This is a genomic window from Streptomyces sp. NPDC057287, from assembly GCF_042667905.1.
GTDB lineage: Bacteria > Actinomycetota > Actinomycetes > Streptomycetales > Streptomycetaceae > Streptomyces.
In genome coordinates, this window is sequence record NZ_JBHUYV010000019.1 from 143,971 (window position 1) to 161,703 (window position 17,733).

At 71.4% G+C, this 17,733-nt stretch carries 17 protein-coding genes; 11 read left to right on the plus strand and 6 right to left on the minus strand.

Annotation, left to right across the window (positions count from 1 at the left end):
- Positions 1 to 12: 12 nt before the first annotated feature.
- From ACFUNE_RS30485 to ACFUNE_RS30495, 3 genes are read right to left on the minus strand one after another with little or no spacing between them, the layout of a single operon-like run.
- Complete coding sequence (locus ACFUNE_RS30485) at positions 13 to 480, minus strand: roadblock/LC7 domain-containing protein (RefSeq protein ID WP_383574659.1); 468 nt, start codon at positions 478 to 480, stop codon at positions 13 to 15.
- Positions 481 to 518: 38 nt separating this feature from the next.
- Positions 519 to 1,325: a winged helix-turn-helix domain-containing protein gene (locus ACFUNE_RS30490; RefSeq protein WP_383574661.1), complete on the minus strand. Its 807-nt coding sequence runs from the start codon at positions 1,323 to 1,325 to the stop codon at positions 519 to 521.
- Positions 1,322 to 1,717 (minus strand): hypothetical protein, encoded by a 396-nt coding sequence (locus ACFUNE_RS30495; RefSeq protein ID WP_383574662.1) that lies wholly within the window; start codon positions 1,715 to 1,717, stop codon positions 1,322 to 1,324. The genes ACFUNE_RS30490 and ACFUNE_RS30495 overlap by 4 nt, the downstream gene beginning before the upstream one ends.
- 348 nt (positions 1,718 to 2,065) lie before the next feature.
- Between ACFUNE_RS30495 and hutU the strand changes: the two genes are divergently transcribed.
- From hutU to hutI, 4 genes are all read left to right on the plus strand, one after another.
- Complete coding sequence (gene hutU / locus ACFUNE_RS30500; RefSeq protein ID WP_383574664.1) at positions 2,066 to 3,730, plus strand: urocanate hydratase; 1,665 nt, start codon at positions 2,066 to 2,068, stop codon at positions 3,728 to 3,730.
- 17 nt (positions 3,731 to 3,747) lie between these two features.
- Positions 3,748 to 4,962 carry an allantoate amidohydrolase gene (locus tag ACFUNE_RS30505; RefSeq protein ID WP_383574710.1) on the plus strand — a complete coding sequence of 405 codons (1,215 nt, stop codon included), beginning with the start codon at positions 3,748 to 3,750 and terminating at the stop codon, positions 4,960 to 4,962.
- Positions 4,953 to 6,323, plus strand: coding sequence for a formimidoylglutamate deiminase (locus ACFUNE_RS30510; protein ID WP_383574666.1), 1,371 nt, complete (start codon positions 4,953 to 4,955; stop codon positions 6,321 to 6,323). Before ACFUNE_RS30505 ends, ACFUNE_RS30510 begins: the two co-directional genes overlap by 10 nt.
- A 79-nt stretch (positions 6,324 to 6,402) precedes the next feature.
- Entirely contained in the window at positions 6,403 to 7,575 is a 1,173-nt protein-coding gene (gene hutI / locus ACFUNE_RS30515; protein ID WP_383574668.1) for an imidazolonepropionase, read from the plus strand.
- Positions 7,576 to 7,692: 117 nt separating this feature from the next.
- On the opposite strand, the gene ACFUNE_RS30520 is transcribed toward hutI, so the two are convergent.
- Positions 7,693 to 8,673 carry an RNA polymerase sigma factor SigF gene (locus ACFUNE_RS30520; RefSeq protein ID WP_383574670.1) on the minus strand — a complete coding sequence of 327 codons (981 nt, stop codon included), beginning with the start codon at positions 8,671 to 8,673 and terminating at the stop codon, positions 7,693 to 7,695.
- 292 nt (positions 8,674 to 8,965) lie between these two features.
- Between ACFUNE_RS30520 and ACFUNE_RS30525 the strand changes: the two genes are divergently transcribed.
- Together ACFUNE_RS30525 and ACFUNE_RS30530 are read left to right on the plus strand one after the other, a co-directional pair.
- Positions 8,966 to 9,334 carry an STAS domain-containing protein gene (locus ACFUNE_RS30525; RefSeq protein ID WP_383116092.1) on the plus strand — a complete coding sequence of 123 codons (369 nt, stop codon included), beginning with the start codon at positions 8,966 to 8,968 and terminating at the stop codon, positions 9,332 to 9,334.
- A gap of 202 nt (positions 9,335 to 9,536) precedes the next feature.
- Positions 9,537 to 10,028, plus strand: coding sequence for an ATP-binding protein (locus ACFUNE_RS30530; protein WP_383574672.1), 492 nt, complete (start codon positions 9,537 to 9,539; stop codon positions 10,026 to 10,028).
- Positions 10,029 to 10,123: 95 nt separating this feature from the next.
- On the opposite strand, the gene ACFUNE_RS30535 is transcribed toward ACFUNE_RS30530, so the two are convergent.
- A complete protein-coding gene (locus ACFUNE_RS30535) occupies positions 10,124 to 11,614 on the minus strand; it encodes an oligopeptide:H+ symporter (protein WP_383574674.1) in 1,491 nt (496 codons plus the stop codon).
- A gap of 490 nt (positions 11,615 to 12,104) precedes the next feature.
- Between ACFUNE_RS30535 and ACFUNE_RS30540 the strand changes: the two genes are divergently transcribed.
- Positions 12,105 to 12,782 (plus strand): response regulator transcription factor, encoded by a 678-nt coding sequence (locus ACFUNE_RS30540; protein WP_383574676.1) that lies wholly within the window; start codon positions 12,105 to 12,107, stop codon positions 12,780 to 12,782.
- 14 nt (positions 12,783 to 12,796) lie between these two features.
- Positions 12,797 to 14,065: an ATP-binding protein gene (locus ACFUNE_RS30545; RefSeq protein ID WP_383574678.1), complete on the plus strand. Its 1,269-nt coding sequence runs from the start codon at positions 12,797 to 12,799 to the stop codon at positions 14,063 to 14,065.
- 15 nt (positions 14,066 to 14,080) lie between these two features.
- Here ACFUNE_RS30545 and ACFUNE_RS30550 read toward each other — a convergent pair whose 3' ends face one another.
- The gene (locus ACFUNE_RS30550) at positions 14,081 to 14,599 is read right to left on the minus strand and encodes a GtrA family protein (RefSeq protein WP_383574680.1); all 519 of its coding nucleotides are present in this window, start codon (positions 14,597 to 14,599) and stop codon (positions 14,081 to 14,083) included.
- 173 nt (positions 14,600 to 14,772) lie between these two features.
- Between ACFUNE_RS30550 and ACFUNE_RS30555 the strand changes: the two genes are divergently transcribed.
- Genes ACFUNE_RS30555 through ACFUNE_RS30565 form a run of 3 tightly spaced genes read left to right on the plus strand, consistent with a single transcriptional unit; the run spans position 14,773 to position 17,648 of the window.
- Positions 14,773 to 15,912: a 5-(carboxyamino)imidazole ribonucleotide synthase gene (locus tag ACFUNE_RS30555; protein ID WP_383574682.1), complete on the plus strand. Its 1,140-nt coding sequence runs from the start codon at positions 14,773 to 14,775 to the stop codon at positions 15,910 to 15,912.
- Entirely contained in the window at positions 15,909 to 16,445 is a 537-nt protein-coding gene (purE, locus tag ACFUNE_RS30560; protein ID WP_383574684.1) for a 5-(carboxyamino)imidazole ribonucleotide mutase, read from the plus strand. Before ACFUNE_RS30555 ends, purE begins: the two co-directional genes overlap by 4 nt.
- Before the next feature lie 9 nt (positions 16,446 to 16,454).
- Positions 16,455 to 17,648 carry a dipeptidase gene (locus tag ACFUNE_RS30565; protein ID WP_383574686.1) on the plus strand — a complete coding sequence of 398 codons (1,194 nt, stop codon included), beginning with the start codon at positions 16,455 to 16,457 and terminating at the stop codon, positions 17,646 to 17,648.
- Positions 17,649 to 17,733 lie beyond the last annotated feature (85 nt).

The window sequence follows — 17,733 nt, forward strand, 5'->3', positions numbered from 1 at the left end:
CTGATGCGGGTGTCACGGGGAGTCCGGTGCGGTACCGCGCCGGGGGAGCGCTCTGGACTGCGGCGGGCGCGGAGGCGGCACCGGGCGGTCCGCGCGGTCCTGTGCGGCGTCGACCACCTCACCGATGCGCGCACCGGCGCGGCGGCCTTCCAGGTGGAGGCGGCCGACGTTGATGCGGTCCTCGGCCAGCAGGGTCAGGACGGCGGAGGCGCCGGCCGCGTAGGTGGCGATGTAGCCGCTCTCCCCGCGGATCAGGAGCTCGCGGAAGCCGCCGTGTCCGGTGGCGTCGGTCATGCGGACCGAGACGCCGAGCGCGGCCGCGGTCAGCGCGGCGACGCCCTCGGCCTCTATGCCGGGGGTGTCCTGGGCGACGATCAGGCCGTCGGTGCTGGCGGCCAGTGCGCCGGTCAGGAGCGGGACCCGGGCGCGTAACCGCTGGAGCTCGTCGAGGACATCCTTCACTTCGGCCTCGGGCACCATCAGCTGTCTCCTCCCGGCACGCTGTCTGAGCGCGCGTATCACAGGGCCTCCAATGCGTCTCTGAGCCGGCGCAACAGGGCGACGTCGGGGTCGGCCGTGACCTCGGGCAGCGGGATGCGGCTGTGCTCGGACACCGAGGCGGACCCGGGCGTGGCCGGGCGGACCGCCTCCACCAGTCCCGCGGCGGCGAGCCGGCGCAGGTCGACCAGGATGTGGAAGGCGGAGCGGCCCAGTTCCTGGGCGATGTCCGTGGCGGTGCGCTCGCCGTTCACCAGGGCCAGGACGCGGCGCTGGCGTGGGGGGACCGGGGCGTCGACCGGGTGGGGCGAGGGAGTGAGCGGGGCGCTGTCGGTCAGCGCGTCCGGCCAGATCCTGTCGAGGAGTTCCCGGCGCCGGAGCGTCTCGCGCTGCACGGCGTGCACGGGTACGGGCCGGACGGGGCCGATCCAGTGGGAGACCCCGTAGCGGAAGCGGGCGGGGGTGTTCGTGGGGGCCAGCGCGAAGAAGGCGGCGTCGTACAACGCTCCCAGGTGGCAGAGCTCGAGGGCTCCGCCGGGGACCCGGCCGCTGTCCACGAGATAACGCCCGACCCGCTGTCCGGCGCCCGCCTGGGCGACCGCGTCCCACCAGCCCTCGGACCGCAGGGCTCCGCCCGCGGTGAGCAGGACGTCGATCCCGGGTGTGGCGGGGCTCTCGGCGTGGACGACCTGTCCGTCGGCGAGATACAGGGTCCCCCGGTCGCGCATCAGTGCGCCGGTTGCGCGCTCCGCCGCGAGCCGCTGCAGCATCGGGGAGGGGGCGGCGCGTTCGGGGACGTCGGGCAGGTCGGTGGCGGTGGGGCTCATGCCAGGACCAGCCGCTCCGCTATCTCGCTGAGCCGCATGCGGGCCAGGGCGAGGTTGCCTTCCGCGCGGTCCAGCCAGAGGTGGAGGAAGACGCTGCTGTCGAAGGCCGTCTCGACGAAACGGAGGATGTGGTAGCCGGGTGCCGTGGTGACGATGACGTCCTCGACGGCCGGGGCCGTCTGCCCGGCGGGCACGTCCGTCCGTGCGAAGACCGGTTGTTCGGCGGCCATCCTCGCCACCTCGGCCGTCTCGGCGGCCGTGGCCTCGTGGTCGCCGTTGGGCGACTCGCCGATGGTGCCGAGCGCCAGACCACTGGTCCAGTCGACCACCGCGGCGCCACGGGCACCGGGCAGCCTCATGACCTCGATCAGGCACTCGTCGATTCCGGGCAACGCGAACTCCCCTCCCGACGTGGTGTACGGATGTAATGGAGAGGCTACGCAACGTGTGCACGGCTGGTGGGAGTTCTGGCATTTTCCATTGGTACATGCGGCGGGCCGTGTAAAGGGCGCCTGGTGAGGGCGTGGAGGGCTGTCGGAATGTGTCCGTCAGGCTGTCGCAACCTTGGCCGATACGGATCGCAGCTGTCTGATTTCCGACCTCTTCGGAGTTCCCGGTCACGTGGTGTGAAGCCCGTCCCGGGGCTTGCTCCATGGAGACGTGGGCCCCGCCTGTTGACTAGGAGTATTCAGGAAGTCAGGATGTGAATAGAAGAATCACATTCGCGAGGAGGCACCGCCATGTCAGGACCCCGCCCCGTACGGGCACCGCGCGGTACGGAACTGAGCGCCCTGGGATGGCAGCAGGAAGCCGCCCTCCGCATGCTGCAGAACAACCTCGACCCCGAGGTCGCCGAACACCCGGACAAGCTCGTCGTCTACGGCGGCACGGGCAAGGCGGCCCGCGACTGGCGGTCCTTCGACGCCATGGTCCGCACGCTGCGGACGCTCAAGCAGGACGAGACGATGCTCGTCCAGTCCGGGCGGCCGGTCGGTGTCATGCAGACCCACGAATGGGCGCCACGCGTCCTCATCGCCAACTCCAACCTGGTGGGCGACTGGGCCAACTGGGAGGAGTTCCGCCGGCTGGAGGCCCTCGGGCTCACCATGTACGGGCAGATGACCGCCGGTTCCTGGATCTACATCGGGACCCAGGGCATCCTCCAGGGCACCTACGAGACCTTCGCCGCCGTCGCCGCCAAGCGGTTCGGCGGGACGCTCGCCGGGACGATCACGCTGACGGCCGGGCTCGGCGGCATGGGCGGCGCCCAGCCGCTGGCCGTCACCATGAACGACGGCGTCGCGATCTGCATCGACGTCGACCCGCGCGCCATCGAGCGCCGCATCGAGCACCGCTTCCTGGACGTACGGGCCGACTCCCTGGAGCACGCGCTCCAGCTGGCCGTCGAGGCCCGCGACGCACGGCGCCCGCTCTCCATCGGCCTGCTCGGCAACGCGGCCGAGCTGCTGCCCCGGATGCTCGCCGAGGGCGCTCCGGTGGACATCGTCACCGACCAGACCAGCGCGCACGACCCGCTCGCCTACCTGCCCGTCGGCGTCGACTTCGACGACATGGCCTCGTACGCCGCCGAGAAGCCCGCCGATTTCACCCTGCGCGCCCGGGAGTCGATGGCCGCACACGTCGAAGCCATGGTCGGCTTCATGGACGCGGGGGCCGAGGTCTTCGACTACGGCAACTCGATCCGGGGCGAGGCCCAGCTCGCCGGCTACGCCAGGGCGTTCGACTTCCCCGGTTTCGTCCCCGCGTACATCCGGCCGCTGTTCTGCGAGGGCAAGGGGCCCTTCCGCTGGGCGGCCCTGTCGGGCGAGGCGTCGGACATCCACAAGACGGACAAGGCCCTGCTCGAACTCTTCCCGGAGAACGAGTCGCTGCACCGCTGGATCAGGATGGCCGGCGAGCGCGTCCACTTCCAGGGGCTGCCTGCGCGCATCTGCTGGCTCGGCCAGGGCGAGCGCGACAAGGCGGGCGACATGTTCAACGACATGGTCGGCAACGGCACCCTCGCCGCCCCGCTCGCGATCGGCCGCGACCACCTGGACTGCGGTTCGGTGGCCTCCCCCTACCGCGAGACGGAGGCCATGCTCGACGGCTCCGACGCGATCGCCGACTGGCCGCTCCTCAACGCCATGGTGAACGTCGCCTCGGGCGCCTCCTGGGTCTCCATCCACCACGGCGGCGGCGTCGGCATGGGCCGCTCCCTCCACGCGGGCCAGGTCTCGGTCGCCGACGGCACGAAGCTGGCCGGCGAGAAGATCCGCCGTGTCCTCACCAACGACCCCGGCATGGGCGTCATCCGGCACGTGGACGCGGGCTACGACATCGCGGAGTCGGTCGCCGACGAGCGTGGCGTACGCATCCCGATGCGGGAGGAAGGCACCGCGTGAGCGACACCTTCCACGCCATGTGGCGCTCGCTGCGGCCGATCGGCCGCAGCGAGGCCTCCGGCGGATACCGCCGCTATGCCTGGACCGGCGCCGACGCCGAGTGCCGCCTGTGGTTCCAGGCGCAGGCCGAGGCGCGCGGCCTCGACCACGAGGTCGACCGCAACGGGAACCAGTGGGCCTGGCTCGGTGATCCGCTTGCCGGGGACGCCGTGGTCACCGGGTCCCACCTCGACTCCGTGCCCGACGGCGGTGCGTTCGACGGCCCGCTCGGAGTGGTGTCCTCCTTCGCCGCCCTGGACGAACTCCGCCGCAGGAGAGTGGTGTTCACCAAGCCCTTCGCCATCACCAACTTCGTCGACGAGGAAGGCGCACGCTTCGGGCTCGCCTGCGTCGGCTCCCGGCTGGCCGCCGGGCAGCTGAGCATCGAGAACGCGCACCGGCTGCGGGACGGGGACGGCGTCTCACTGCCCCAGGCCATGGAGGCCGCGGGACACGACCCCGACGCCATCGGGGCCGATCCCGAACGCCTCGCCAGGATCGGCGCGTTCGTCGAGCTCCATGTGGAACAGGGGCGCGCCCTCGACCTGAGCGGGGACCCGGTCGGGCTCGCCTCGGCCATCTGGCCGCACGGCCGCTGGCGGTTCGACTTCCGGGGAGAGGCCAACCACGCGGGCACCACCCGCCTCGCCGACCGGCGCGACCCGATGCTCACGTACGCGGAGACGGTGCTCGCCGCCCGGCGCGAGGCGGAGCTCGCCGGGGGCCTCGCCACCTTCGGCAAGATCGCCGTCGAGCCGAACGGGGTCAACGCGATCCCCTCCCTCGTGCGCGGCTGGCTCGACTCGCGGGCCGCCGACCAGGCCACCCTCGACGCCGTCGTCACCGGCATCGAGCGGGCCGCGCGGGAGCACGCCGAGCGGGCCGGCATCGATCTCGACGTCGTGCGGGAGTCGTTCACGCCGGTCGTGGACTTCGAGCACGCGCTGCGGGACGAGATCTGCCGAGTGCTGGCGAAGGACGCCCCGGACCGCGCGGGACGTCCCGTGCCCGTACTCGGTACGGGAGCGGGACACGACGCGGGTATTTTGTCCGCTTCCGTGCCGACCGCCATGCTGTTCGTACGGAACCCCACCGGGATCTCGCACTCGCCCGCCGAACACGCCGCGGAGGACGACTGCGTGGCCGGGGTGAGGGCACTCGCCGACGTACTGGAAGGTCTCGCGTGCAGCTGACAACGCAACCGACGGGCACACCGGTCACCGCGACGTACTGGATGTCGCACGCCTGGCTCGGCACGCATGTCGAGCCGGGCGTCGTCCTGGACGTGGCCGGCGGGCGCATCGCCGGGGTCCGGACGGGCATCGCCGCACCGCCGCCCGGTGCCACCGTGCTGGACGGGCTGACCGTCCCGGGACTGGCCGACACCCACTCGCACGCCTTCCACCGCGCCCTGCGCTCCACCGTCCAGGTGGGCTCCGGCACCTTCTGGACGTGGCGCGAGACGATGTACCGGACGGCCGCCCGGCTCACCCCCGACACCTACTACGCGCTGGCCCGCGCCACGTACGCGGAGATGGCGCTGGCCGGGATCACCGCCGTGGGCGAGTTCCACTACCTGCACCACGCGCCCGGCGGCACGCCCTACGACGATCCGAACGCCATGGGCGAGGCGCTCATCGCGGCGGCGGCCGAGGCGGGCATCCGCATCACCCTGCTCGACACCGCCTACCTCGCCGCCGGATTCGGCGAGAAGCCGAACCGGCACCAGCTGCGCTTCTCCGACACCACCGCCGATGCCTGGGCGGAGCGCGCCTCCCTCCTCAAGGGCGACGACGACCTGGTGGTGATCGGAGCCGCGATCCACTCCGTACGGGCCGTGCCCGCGGAGCAGCTGACCACCGTCGCCGAGTGGGCCCGGGAGCGGTCGGCCCCACTGCACGTCCACCTCTCCGAGCAGACCGCGGAGAACGACGCCTGCCTCGCCGCCCACGGCCGGACCCCCACCCGCCTCCTCGCCGACCACGGGGTCCTCGGGCCGCACACCACCGGCATCCACAACACCCACCTCACGGCCGAGGACATCGAGCTGCTGGGCACCTCCCGGACGGGCACCTGCATGTGCCCCACCACCGAACGCGACCTCGCGGACGGCATCGGCCCCGCCACAGCCCTCCAGAAGGCGGGCTCCCCCCTCTCGCTGGGCAGCGACAGCCACGCCGTGATCGACCTCTTCGAGGAGGCCCGGGCGATGGAGCTCAACGAACGCCTGCGCACGCACGTGCGGGGGCACTGGACGGCGGCCGCCCTGCTGAGGGCCGCCTCAGCCGACGGGCATGCCGCGCTCGGCCGCCCGGACGCCGGCACGCTGGAACCGGGCGCGCCCGCCGATCTCACCACCGTGGCCCTGGACTCCGTCAGAACAGCGGGACCGGTGCCCCGGCTGGCGGCCGAGGCGGCCGTGTTCGCCGCCACGGCCGCCGATGTGCGGCACACCGTAGTGGCGGGACGGCACATCGTCCGGGACGGCCGGCACACACGGGTCGAGGACGTGCCCGGAGCGCTCGCCTCGGCCATCGCCGCCCTGCACGGCTGAGCACCCGGCGGGGCGCCCCCGCCCCGGCCGACCAACCCCGGCGGACCGGCCGGGCCGACCCGACGAAAGCTGTACGCGGATGACGACGACCGCCATCACCCACATCGCGAACCTGGTCACCAACGACCCCTCCCTCGGCGACGGGACCCCGCTCGGCCTGATCCGCGACGCGGCCGTCGTCATCGACGGCGACCGCGTCGTCTGGGCCGGTGAGGCCGGTGGAGCGCCCGCCGCCGACAACGCCGTCGACGCGGGCGGCCGCGCGGTGATCCCCGGCTTCGTGGACTCCCACTCGCACCTCGTCTTCGCGGGTGACCGCACCGCCGAGTTCAACGCCCGCATGTCCGGCCGCGCCTACTCCGCGGGCGGCATCCGCACCACCGTGGCCGCCACCCGCGCCGCTTCGGACGACGAGCTGTCCGCCAACGTCGCGCGCTATCTGGCCGAGGCCCTCCGGCAGGGCACCACCACCTTCGAGACCAAGTCCGGCTACGGCCTGACCGTCGAGGACGAGGCACGGGCCCTGCGCATCGCCGCCCGGCACACCGACGAGGTCACCTTCCTCGGCGCGCACATCGTGTCCCCCGACTTCGCCGACGACCCCGCCGGTTACGTCGACCTCGTCACCGGGCCGATGCTGGACGCCTGCGCCCCGCACGCCCGCTGGATCGACGTCTTCTGCGAGCGGGGCGCCTTCGACGAGGACCAGGCACGCACGATCCTGACCGCCGGCACGGCCCGGGGCCTGCACCCCCGCGTCCACGCCAACCAGCTCGGCCACGGCCCCGGCGTCCGCCTCGCGGTCGAGCTGGGCGCCGCGTCCGCCGACCACTGCACCCACCTCGACGACGCCGACCTCGACGCGCTCGGCCAGGGCGACACCGTCGCCACCCTGCTCCCCGGCGCGGAGTTCTCCACCCGGGCGGTCTGGCCCGACGCCCGCCGGATCCTCGGCGCGGGCGCCACCGTCGCGCTGTCCACGGACTGCAACCCGGGTTCCTCCTTCACCTCCTCCATGCCCTTCTGCGTCGCCCTCGCCGTGCGGGACATGGGCATGACACCCGACGAGGCGATCTGGTCCGCCACCGCCGGCGGCGCCGCGGCGCTGCGCCGCACCGACATCGGCCGCATCACCCCCGGCGCCCGCGCCGACCTGGTGATCCTCGACGCGCCGAGCCACGTCCACCTCGCCTACCGGCCGGGTGTTCCGCTGGTCGCATCGGTGTGGAGGAGCGGCGAGAGGGTCGTGTGACGCCCCGCGCCCCGGACCGCCCCGGCTCCGGGCGGCGTCAGCAACGCGGAAGGACCCGCCCGTCGGGGGCAGGTCCTTCCGCGAGGTTGTTCGTGTCACGCCGGTGGCGCGGGCGGGTCACTCCTCGACGGTCAGGCCCTTCCTGAGCTTGACCAGGGTCCGGGAGAGGAGCCGCGACACGTGCATCTGCGAGATGCCGAGCTCTTCGCCGATCTCCGACTGCGTCATGTTGGAGACGAACCGCATGGAGAGGATGGTGCGGTCACGCAGCGGCAGTGAGGCGATGAGCGGCTTGAGGGACTCGACGTACTCGATTCCCTCGATGCCGTGGTCCTCGTAGCCGAGGCGGTCCGCGAGGGCGGCCTCGTTGCCGTCGCCGCCGTCGTCGGGCTTGGCGTCGAGCGAGCTGGCGGTGTACGCGTTGCTCGCGGCCATGCCCTCGACGACCTCGTCCCTGCTGAGGCCGAGGCGGTCGGCGAGCTCGACGACCGTGGGGGCGCGGTCGAGCTTCTGGGCGAGCTCGTCGCCCGCCTTGGCCAGGTCCAGCCGCAGCTCCTGGAGCCGGCGCGGGACGCGCACGGACCAGCTGGTGTCGCGGAAGAAGCGCTTGATCTCTCCGACGATGGTCGGCATCGCGAACGTCGGGAACTCCACGCCCCGGCTGAGCTCGAAGCGGTCGATCGCCTTGATCAGGCCGATCGTGCCGACCTGGACGATGTCCTCCATGGGCTCGCTGCGGGAGCGGAACCGGGCGGCGGCGAACTTGACCAGGGCCAGATTGAGCTCGACGAGGGTGTTGCGGACGTACGCGTACTCGTGGGTGCCCTCATCGAGGGCTTCGAGCCGCGCGAAGAGCGTCTTCGAGAGAGCCCTGGCGTCCAGCGCGCCGACCTCGGCGTAGGGCGGGATCTCGGGGAGCCCTTCGAGGCTCTCGAACCCCTCGACCGGAAGGTGGTCGTCGGCGGTCGTGCCGGTGGTGCGGGTGCTGGTGCGCGGGCCGGGTACGGCGCTCGCGGCAGCGGAGTCGGAATCGGTCGGTCCCTGAGGACATGCCGACGTCGCGATGTGGGTACGCGATACGTCGAGCCGGGGTGACATGGTTCTCCTCCATCGTTCTCGGCATATGGCTGCCGATGCCCATACGTGTTCCTGCGGTGAAGCGGCGCCTCCGAAGCCGATCGAAATTCCTCGTGAAGATGTCCCTCCTACCCTTACCCGGTTCCAGCGGTGAGTTACAAGCGCCAAATCCGCCTGTATGTCCGCTTTGTGGAGTTCTCCGACTACCGTGTGGCGAGGGAAACGCGTAATGTTTCACGCACGTCGGGGGCAGCCACGATGAAGCCGCGTACACAGGGGCGCGGGTAGTGACGGACGGCGAAGAGGGACGTGCATGGACCGCGGGACGGTCGGCAGTGCGAACCGGGGTCGGCTACAGGTCGAGGTCCGGACAGAGGGCCGCAGTGAAGTCGTGACGCCGGTGGGTGAGCTCGATCACCACACCGCCGATCTGCTGCGCGAGCCTCTGGAGAGCGCAGTCGAACAAGGGCGTACACGTCTGGTGGTCGACTGCTCTCGCCTCGACTTCTGTGACTCCACCGGGCTCAACGTGCTGCTCGGCGCGCGCCTGAAGGCGGAAGCGGCCGGGGGAGGGGTTCACCTGGCCGGAATGCAGCCCGTGGTGGCCCGTGTCTTCGAGATCACGGGGGCGGAGGCGGTCTTCACCGTCCACGCCTCGCTCGAAGACGCTCTGAGCACCTGACGGCGGCGCCTCCCATGCGCTTTCCCGGCTCCGGAAGCCCCCGCTGTCGCACGAGTCACGCCTTTGGCGTAGCCGCAGTGGGTGTTGTCACCATTCAGCCGGGCAGAAGAGATCCCGTCGGGGTCATGAAGCCCGCACGTTCTGTATCTGATCTGTATCTGTTCGATGGCAACACACGGTGAATCGGTGAGGTGAAGCGCTGATGAGCACCACCCGGCAGCATCAGCCGGGCGGCCTCGGCCGCGATCCGGACGACACGGGTAGCGCATCTGCCGTGCCGGCCGACCGGCAATGGCGCACGCTCTCGCTGAGACAGGCCAGCGGCATCGTGCCGATGGCCCGAGACTTCGCCCGGCAGGCGCTCCACGACTGGGGCTGGCTGCCCGCGTCGAGCGCCGACCGGCGGGCCGCCGCCGAGGACGTCCTGCTGGTCGTCTCCGAGCTCGTGACGAACGCCTGCCTGCACGCGGAGGGGCCTGAGGAGCTGCGTATCGCCTGCTCGCCCAAGATGCTCCGGGTCGAGGTGGACGACGGCGGCGCGGGCCAGCCCGCACCCCGTACCCCGCACCGCGCGGGGCGGCCCGGCGGGCACGGCATGTTCATCGTGCAGCGGCTCTGCCTCGACTGGGGCGTGACGCGGGCCCCGGACAAGCCGGGCAAGACCGTATGGGCGGAGCTCGCCGCTCCGGCGTAGCCCTCTCGGCAGAAGGCTCCGTAGGACTTCCGTATGTACGACGCAGGCCCCGCACCGAACGGTGCGGGGCCTGCGTCGTACGGGCGCGGTCCGTGTCAGCGGACGTCGCCCATGAGGGCCTTGACCTTGCCGCGGTACATGAAGACCGCGACACCGGCGGCGACCGCGAGCGCGGCCTGGAGTGCCACCACCCCGGTGCCGTTGAGCTCGACACCCGCGATGGACAGCAGACCCGTGGTGCAGTCACCCGCGGTCACGGCGAGGAACCAGACACCCATCATCTGGCTGGCGTACTTGGCCGGGGCCATCTTGGTGGTGACCGAGAGGCCGACCGGAGAGAGCGTCAGCTCACCCACGGTCTGCACGAAGTAGATCGCGACCAGCCACATCGCGGCGGCCTTGTGGCCGTCGCCCGCGATGGTCAGGGGCGCCAGGAAGAGGAAGAACGAGGCACCGATCAGCACCAGGCCGGAGCTGAACTTCACGACGGTGCTGGGCTCCTTGCCCCGCCGGTTCAGCGCCAGCCAGAAGGCGGCGAAGACCGGGGCCAGCGCCATGATGAGGACCGGGTTGACCGACTGGTACCAGGAGACCGGGAAGTCCCAGCCGAAGACCGAGTTCTTCGCCGACGAGTCGGCGAAGATCGCCATCGTCGAACCGCCCTGGTCGTAGATCATCCAGAAGATGGCGGCGGCCACGAAGAACCAGATGTAGCCGGACATCTTCTTCTGCTCGGTCGCGCTGAGCTCCTTGTCGCGCTTGATGCGCGCCAGGACCATCACCGGGATGACCAGGCCGGCGATCGTGATCGGGACCAGCAGCCAGTTCAGCGTGTAGACGCCGGTGACGACCGTGCCGATGTAGAAGACGGCCGCGATGCCGAGCCAGATCATCGACTTGCGCAGGGTGGAGGAGCGCTCGTCGGCGGAGAGCGGCTTCGGCACGACGAGGCTGCGCTCGTTCAGGTGGCGCGTGCCGAGCAGGAACTGGGCGACGCCGAGTCCCATGCCGAGCGCGGCCAGGGCGAAGCCCAGGTGCCAGTTGACGTTCTCGCCGATCGTGCCGATCACCAGCGGGGCGGCGAAGGCGCCCACGTTGATGCCCATGTAGAAGATCGTGAAGCCACCGTCGCGGCGCGGGTCGTCCGGGCCGTCGTAGAGGTGGCCGACCATCGTGGAGATGTTGGACTTCAGCAGACCGGAGCCGATGGCCACCAGGCCGAGCCCGGCGAAGAAGGTGCCCTCGGCGGGGAGTGCCAGCACCAGGTGGCCGAGCATGATCACGCCGCCCGCGATGGCGACGGTCTTGCGCGGACCCCAGACGCGGTCGCCGAACCAGCCGCCGGGCATGGCGAGCAGGTACACCAGCGACAGGTAGACCGAGTAGATCGCGGTGGCCGTGGCGGGGTTCATGTGAAGCCCGTTGGGAGCGATCAGGTAGAGCGGGAGGAGGGCGCGCATGCCGTAGTAGCTGAAGCGCTCCCACATCTCCGTCATGAAGAGAGTGGCCAGGCCGCGGGGGTGGCCGAAGAAGGTCTTCTCCGAGCCGGCGGTGCCGGCGGAGTCCTTCGTCAGGCTGGACGCCATGGTCGATCCTTGCTGGTCGGGACGCGCTCGCCTCGTGAGCGGTACGCGCCCGGTGGGGGGTAGCCGGCACCGGGACGGATGTGCCCACCCCCGACGCCTCGGGGGGATTCGATCCGGCCGTCCGCTCCGTAGGGAGTGCGGCGGCGGGGTCGTGGGACCGACCGTTCCGGGATCCACGCCCGGCACGCGTCCTCGCGCTCCGGGCCCGGCCCACAGGTCATTCACTGGTCGGGGCCGGTGAGAACCGGCCCGTACACAAAAAGTGACCCTTGGCGCGAAACGCTGCCCAAAGGTCCTTCGGTGGTGCAACAGGCGTCGAGCCACCATACGACATGACACACGGCGATATGGAAGGACTTGAGACATGGATCACAGGTTGCGGTGGAACCAAGGTCGCATATTCAAAGGTGGATGACCGATTCGTGGCCCTGACCCGCAGGGCCTGCCGAGTGCCTCACCTCAGTCGTCCTGCGCGGACTACCATCACTGCATGACCCGTGTACTGCTCGCCGAGGACGACGCATCCATCTCGGAGCCACTGGCCCGCGCCCTGCGTCGTGAGGGTTACGAGGTCGAGGTCCGCGAGGACGGCCCGACCGCACTCGACGCCGGACTCCAGGGAGGCGTCGACCTGGTCGTGCTCGACCTGGGGCTGCCCGGGATGGACGGCCTCGAGGTCGCCAGGCGGCTGCGCGCGGACGGCCACGCCGTGCCGATCCTGGTGCTGACCGCCCGGGCCGACGAGGTGGACACCGTGGTCGGCCTGGACGCCGGCGCAGACGACTACGTCACCAAGCCCTTCCGGCTCGCCGAGCTCCTCGCCCGGGTCCGCGCCCTGCTGCGGCGCGGCGCCACCGAGACCGCCCCGCAGCCCGCCACGCACGGCGTCAGGATCGACGTCGAGTCGCACCGGGCCTGGATGGGTGACGAGGAACTGCAGCTCACCGCGAAGGAGTTCGATCTCCTGAGGGTCCTCGTGCGGGACGCCGGCCGGGTCGTCACCCGCGACCAGCTGATGCGCGAGGTCTGGGACACCACCTGGTGGTCCTCCACCAAGACGCTCGACATGCACATCTCCTGGCTCCGCAAGAAGCTCGGCGACGACGCGGCCAATCCGCGCTACATCGCCACCGTCCGGGGCGTCGGCTTCCGGTTCGAGAAGAGCTGACGTACAGAACAGTCATGCGCCGCCGACTGATCAACTCCACGCTCGCCGTGGTGCTCGTCGTGATCGCCGTCTTCGGCGTGTCCCTCGTCATCGTCGAGACCCGGACCATCAGCAACAGCGCCCAGGAGAGCGTCGACTCCGAGGCCTTCCGGCTGATCAGCGTGGTCGAGAGCCGGCTGCTCGGGGCCGAGCGGATCACGCCCGATGTCCTCGCGGAGCAGGTGGACCCCAGCCGCTACGCCCGCGTCGAGATCCCAGGGCGGGCGCCGATCGAGGTCGGTGAGCGCTCCACGGACAGCGGCGTCATCCGCTCCACGGAGACGGGGGAGCAGGGCGAGAAGGTCACCGTCGAGGAGTCCCGCTCGGCAGTGACCCGCGAGGTCGGCCGGACCCTGCTGATCATCGGAGCGGTGGCGCTGCTCGCGATCGTCTCCGCCGTACTCCTCGCCGTACGCCAGGCCGACCGGCTGACCTCACCGCTCACCGACCTCGCCGAGACCGCCGAACGCCTCGGGTCGGGCGACCCGAGGCCGCGGCACAAGCGGTACGGGGTGGCAGAGCTGGACCGGGTCGCCGACGTCCTGGACTCCTCCGCCGAGCGGATCGCCCGGATGCTGACCGCGGAGCGACGCCTCGCCGCCGACGCCTCGCACCAGCTCCGTACGCCGCTGACCGCCCTCTCCATGCGGATCGAGGAGATCTCCGTCACCGACGACCCGGAGACGGTGAAGGAGGAGGCGAACATCGCGCTCACCCAGGTCGAGCGCCTCACGGACGTCGTGCAGCGGCTGCTGACCAACGCCCGCGACCCGCGCACCGGCTCGGCCGTCGTCTTCGACCTCGACGAGGTCCTCAAGCAGCAGATCGAGGAATGGCGCCCGGCCTACCGCAGCGCCGGCCGCGCCGTCGTCTGCTCGGGCAAGCACGGGCTGGAGGCCGTCGGCACCCCGGGCGCCGTCGCCCAGGTCCTGGCCGCGCTGATCGAGAACTCGCTGATGCACGGTGGCGGCACGGTCGCGCTGCGCACCCGCGTCACCGGCAACCAGGTCGTCGTCGAGGTGACGGACGAGGGCCCCGGTGTCCCGGCCGATCTCGGGGCGCGGATCTTCGAGCGCACGATCAGCGGCCGCAACTCCACCGGGATCGGGCTCGCGGTGGCCCGGGACCTCGCCGAGGCGGACGGTGGCCGGCTCGAACTGCTCCAGCAGCAGCCGCCGGTCTTCGCGCTCTTCCTCAGCCGGGTCGCGCCGAACCGCAAGGAGTCCGTACGCCCGGTGCGCTGAGAGGCCCCCGGGGCCTCAGCGGGGCACCGGGCCGGGCGCTACCTCGTCGGAGGGCCGCCGCTGCTCCAGAAATCGTTCCGCGTCGAGCACGGCCTCCTTGGCGGGCAGCGCCCTGAACACCCAGGTGCGGTAGGACCAGAAGCGGAACAACGTGGCGATCCCGATGCCGAGGATCTTGAAGACGTTGCTCTGGACCGGGCTGTTCCAGCCGAAGCCGTACGTCGCCGCGTAGAGCACGCCCGTCTCGATCACCGCGCCGACGGCGCTGAACAGCAGGAACAGCATCAGTTCCCGGGTCCTGCCGGTCTTGTCGCGGTCCCGGTAGGTCCAGTAGCGGAAGCCGACGTAGTTGAAGAGGATGGCGACGACCGTCCCCATCAGCCCGGCCCGCACCACCGGAATGTCCGTGGTGCGCCAGATCAGGTTGGAGACGGCGATGTTCACGACCAGCCCGAGTGCGCCGACCGCGCCGAACTTGGCGACCTCCCGGGCCAGCAGATCAAGCCGGGCCCGCAGTGCGCCCCGTTCGCTCATGGTGATCGCTCAGCCCCGTCCGGTCGGTTTCGTCAACCCGGCCATGCTAACCAGCCCTCCCGTGTGATGCGTCTGTGCCGGCCGGCCCGCGTGACGGGGCTTCCCTCGCCGGAGGGGCCGGGGCCGCCGGAGAGGGGTGAGGCGGGCTCCCACGCGCCCGATACCCTGGAGACGTGACGTTCCCTGTAGTCGGCATGGTCGGCGGCGGTCAGCTCGCCCGTATGACCCACGAGGCGGGTATCCCCCTCGGCCTGAAATTCAAGCTCCTCAGTGACACGCCCCAGGATTCGGCCGCCCAGGTGGTCGGCGAAGTCGTCGTCGGCGACTACCGCGACCTGGAGACCCTGCGCGCCTTCGCGCGCGGCTGCGACGTGATCACCTTCGACCACGAGCACGTGCCGACCGAGCACCTGCGGGCCCTGGAGGCGGACGGCATTCCCGTCCGCCCCGGCCCCGACGCCCTGGTGCACGCCCAGGACAAGGGGGTGATGCGCGCCAGGCTCGCGGAGATCGGGGCGCCCTGCCCCCGTAACCGCATCGTCGCGGATCCGGCGGACGCCGCCGCCTTCGCCGACGAGGTCGGTGGTTTCCCCGTCATCCTCAAGACGGTCCGGGGCGGCTACGACGGCAAGGGCGTGTGGGTGGTCCGCTCCGAGGAGGACGCCGCCGAGCCCTTCCGGGCCGGTGTCCCCGTCCTCGCGGAGGAGAAGGTCGACTTCACGCGGGAGCTCGCGGCCAACATCGTCCGCTCGCCGCACGGCCAGGCCGTCGCCTATCCCGTCGTCGAGTCCGTCCAGGTGGACGGGGTCTGCGACACCGTCATCGCCCCGGCGCCCGATCTGGACGAGCGGCTGGCAGGCGAGGCGCAGCAGCTCGCCCTGCGGATCGCCGCCGAGCTCGGGGTGGTGGGCCACCTCGCGGTGGAGCTCTTCGAGACCCGTGACGGCCGCATCCTGGTGAACGAGCTCGCGATGCGTCCTCACAACTCCGGGCACTGGACCCAGGACGGTGCGGTCACCTCGCAGTTCGCCAACCACGTGCGGGCCGTCCTCGACCTCCCGCTCGGCGACCCCCGGCCGCGCGCCACCTGGACGGTCATGTGCAACGTCCTCGGCGGCGACTACCCGGACATGTACCAGGCGTACCTGCACTGCATGGCCCGTGACCCGGGGCTCAAGATCCACATGTACGGCAAGGACGTGAAGCCCGGCCGCAAGGTGGGCCACGTCAACACCTACGGCGACGATCTGGCGGACGTGCGGGAGCGCGCCCGGCACGCGGCCGACTACCTGCGAGGAACGATCACCGAATGACCGCACCAGGTTCCGCACCCGTCATCGGCATCGTCATGGGATCGGACTCGGACTGGCCCGTGATGGAAGCGGCCGCCAAGGCCCTCGGCGAGTTCGAGATCCCCTACGAGGTCGACGTCGTCTCCGCCCACCGCATGCCCCACGAGATGATCGCGTACGGCGAGTCGGCGGCGGACCGCGGTCTCAAGGCGATCATCGCGGGTGCGGGGGGAGCGGCCCACCTGCCCGGCATGCTGGCCTCCGTCACCCCGCTGCCGGTGATCGGCGTCCCGGTCCCGCTGAAGTACCTCGACGGCATGGACAGCCTGCTGTCCATCGTCCAGATGCCCGCCGGTGTCCCCGTCGCCACCGTCTCCGTCGGCGGCGCCCGCAACGCGGGCCTGCTCGCCGCCCGTATCCTCGCCGCCCATGACGGCGACCTGCTGGCACGGATGAAGGACTTCCAGCAGGAGCTCAAGGACCAGGCGACGGAGAAGGGCAAGCGGCTGCGCGCCAAGACCCAGGGTGCGGACTCCTTCGGCTTCGGGAAGTAGGCGGTCACGATGGACAACCTGGACCGCGCCCGGCTGCTCCTCGCCGACCACCCCGTCGTCGACGGCCACAACGACCTCCCCTGGGCCCTGCGCGAGCAGGTCGGCTACGACCTGGACGCCCGTGACATCTCCCGGGACCAGACCGGCACCCTGCACACCGACATCCCCCGGCTGCGGGCCGGCGGCGTCGGCGCGCAGTTCTGGTCCGTCTACGTCCCGCCGAACCGGGCCGGGGACGACGCGGTCAGCGCCACGCTGGAGCAGATCGACGTGGTCGCCGAGATGCTGGCGCGCTACCCGGACGACCTGGGGCGCGCCCTGACCGCCGACGACATGGAGAAGGCCCGCGCAGAGGGCCGGATCGCCTCCCTGATGGGCGCCGAGGGCGGCCACTCCATCAACAACTCGCTGGGCACCCTGCGCGCCCTGCACACCCTCGGCGTCCGCTACATGACGCTCACGCACAACGACAACACCGACTGGGCGGACTCGGCGACCGACTCCCCGCGCGTCGGCGGCCTGTCGGAGTTCGGGCGTGAGGTCGTGCGCGAGATGAACCGCGTCGGCATGCTGGTCGACCTCTCCCACGTGGCGGCCACCACGATGCGCGACGCCCTCGCCACCTCGGTGGCGCCGGTGATCTTCTCGCACTCCTCCGCGCGGGCGGTCTGCGACCACCCGCGCAACATCCCCGACGACGTGCTGCGGATGCTCGCGGCCAACGGCGGGGTGGCCATGGCGACCTTCGTCCCGAAGTTCGTCCTGCCGGCGGCCGTCGAGTGGACGGAGGCCGCCGACCGCAACATGCGGGAGCACGGCCTGCACCACCTGGACACCACACCGGCCGCCATGCGGATCCACGCGGACTTCGAGGCGCTCAACCCGCGCCCGATGGCCACCCCGGGCACGATCGCCGACCATCTCGACCACATGCGCGAGATCGCCGGGATCGACCACATCGGTGTCGGCGGCGACTACGACGGCACGGCCTTCCTCCCGCTGGACCTGGAGGACGTCTCGGGCTACCCGTACCTGATCGCGGAGCTGCTCACCCGTGGCTGGTCGGACAGCGACGTGGCGAAGCTGACGTGGCGGAACGCGGTGCGCGTCCTGCGCGACGCGGAAGCGGTGTCCCGCGACCTGAGCGCCCGGGTCCGCCCGTCCCACGCGACGATCGACGAGCTGGACGGCCCCGCTCACTGACCCGCACGACCGATGCGAGGAGGCGGGGGGGCGGGTGGGCCCCCCCCCCCACGCAACGGGCGGGGGGGCCGGCCGAGGCCCCCCC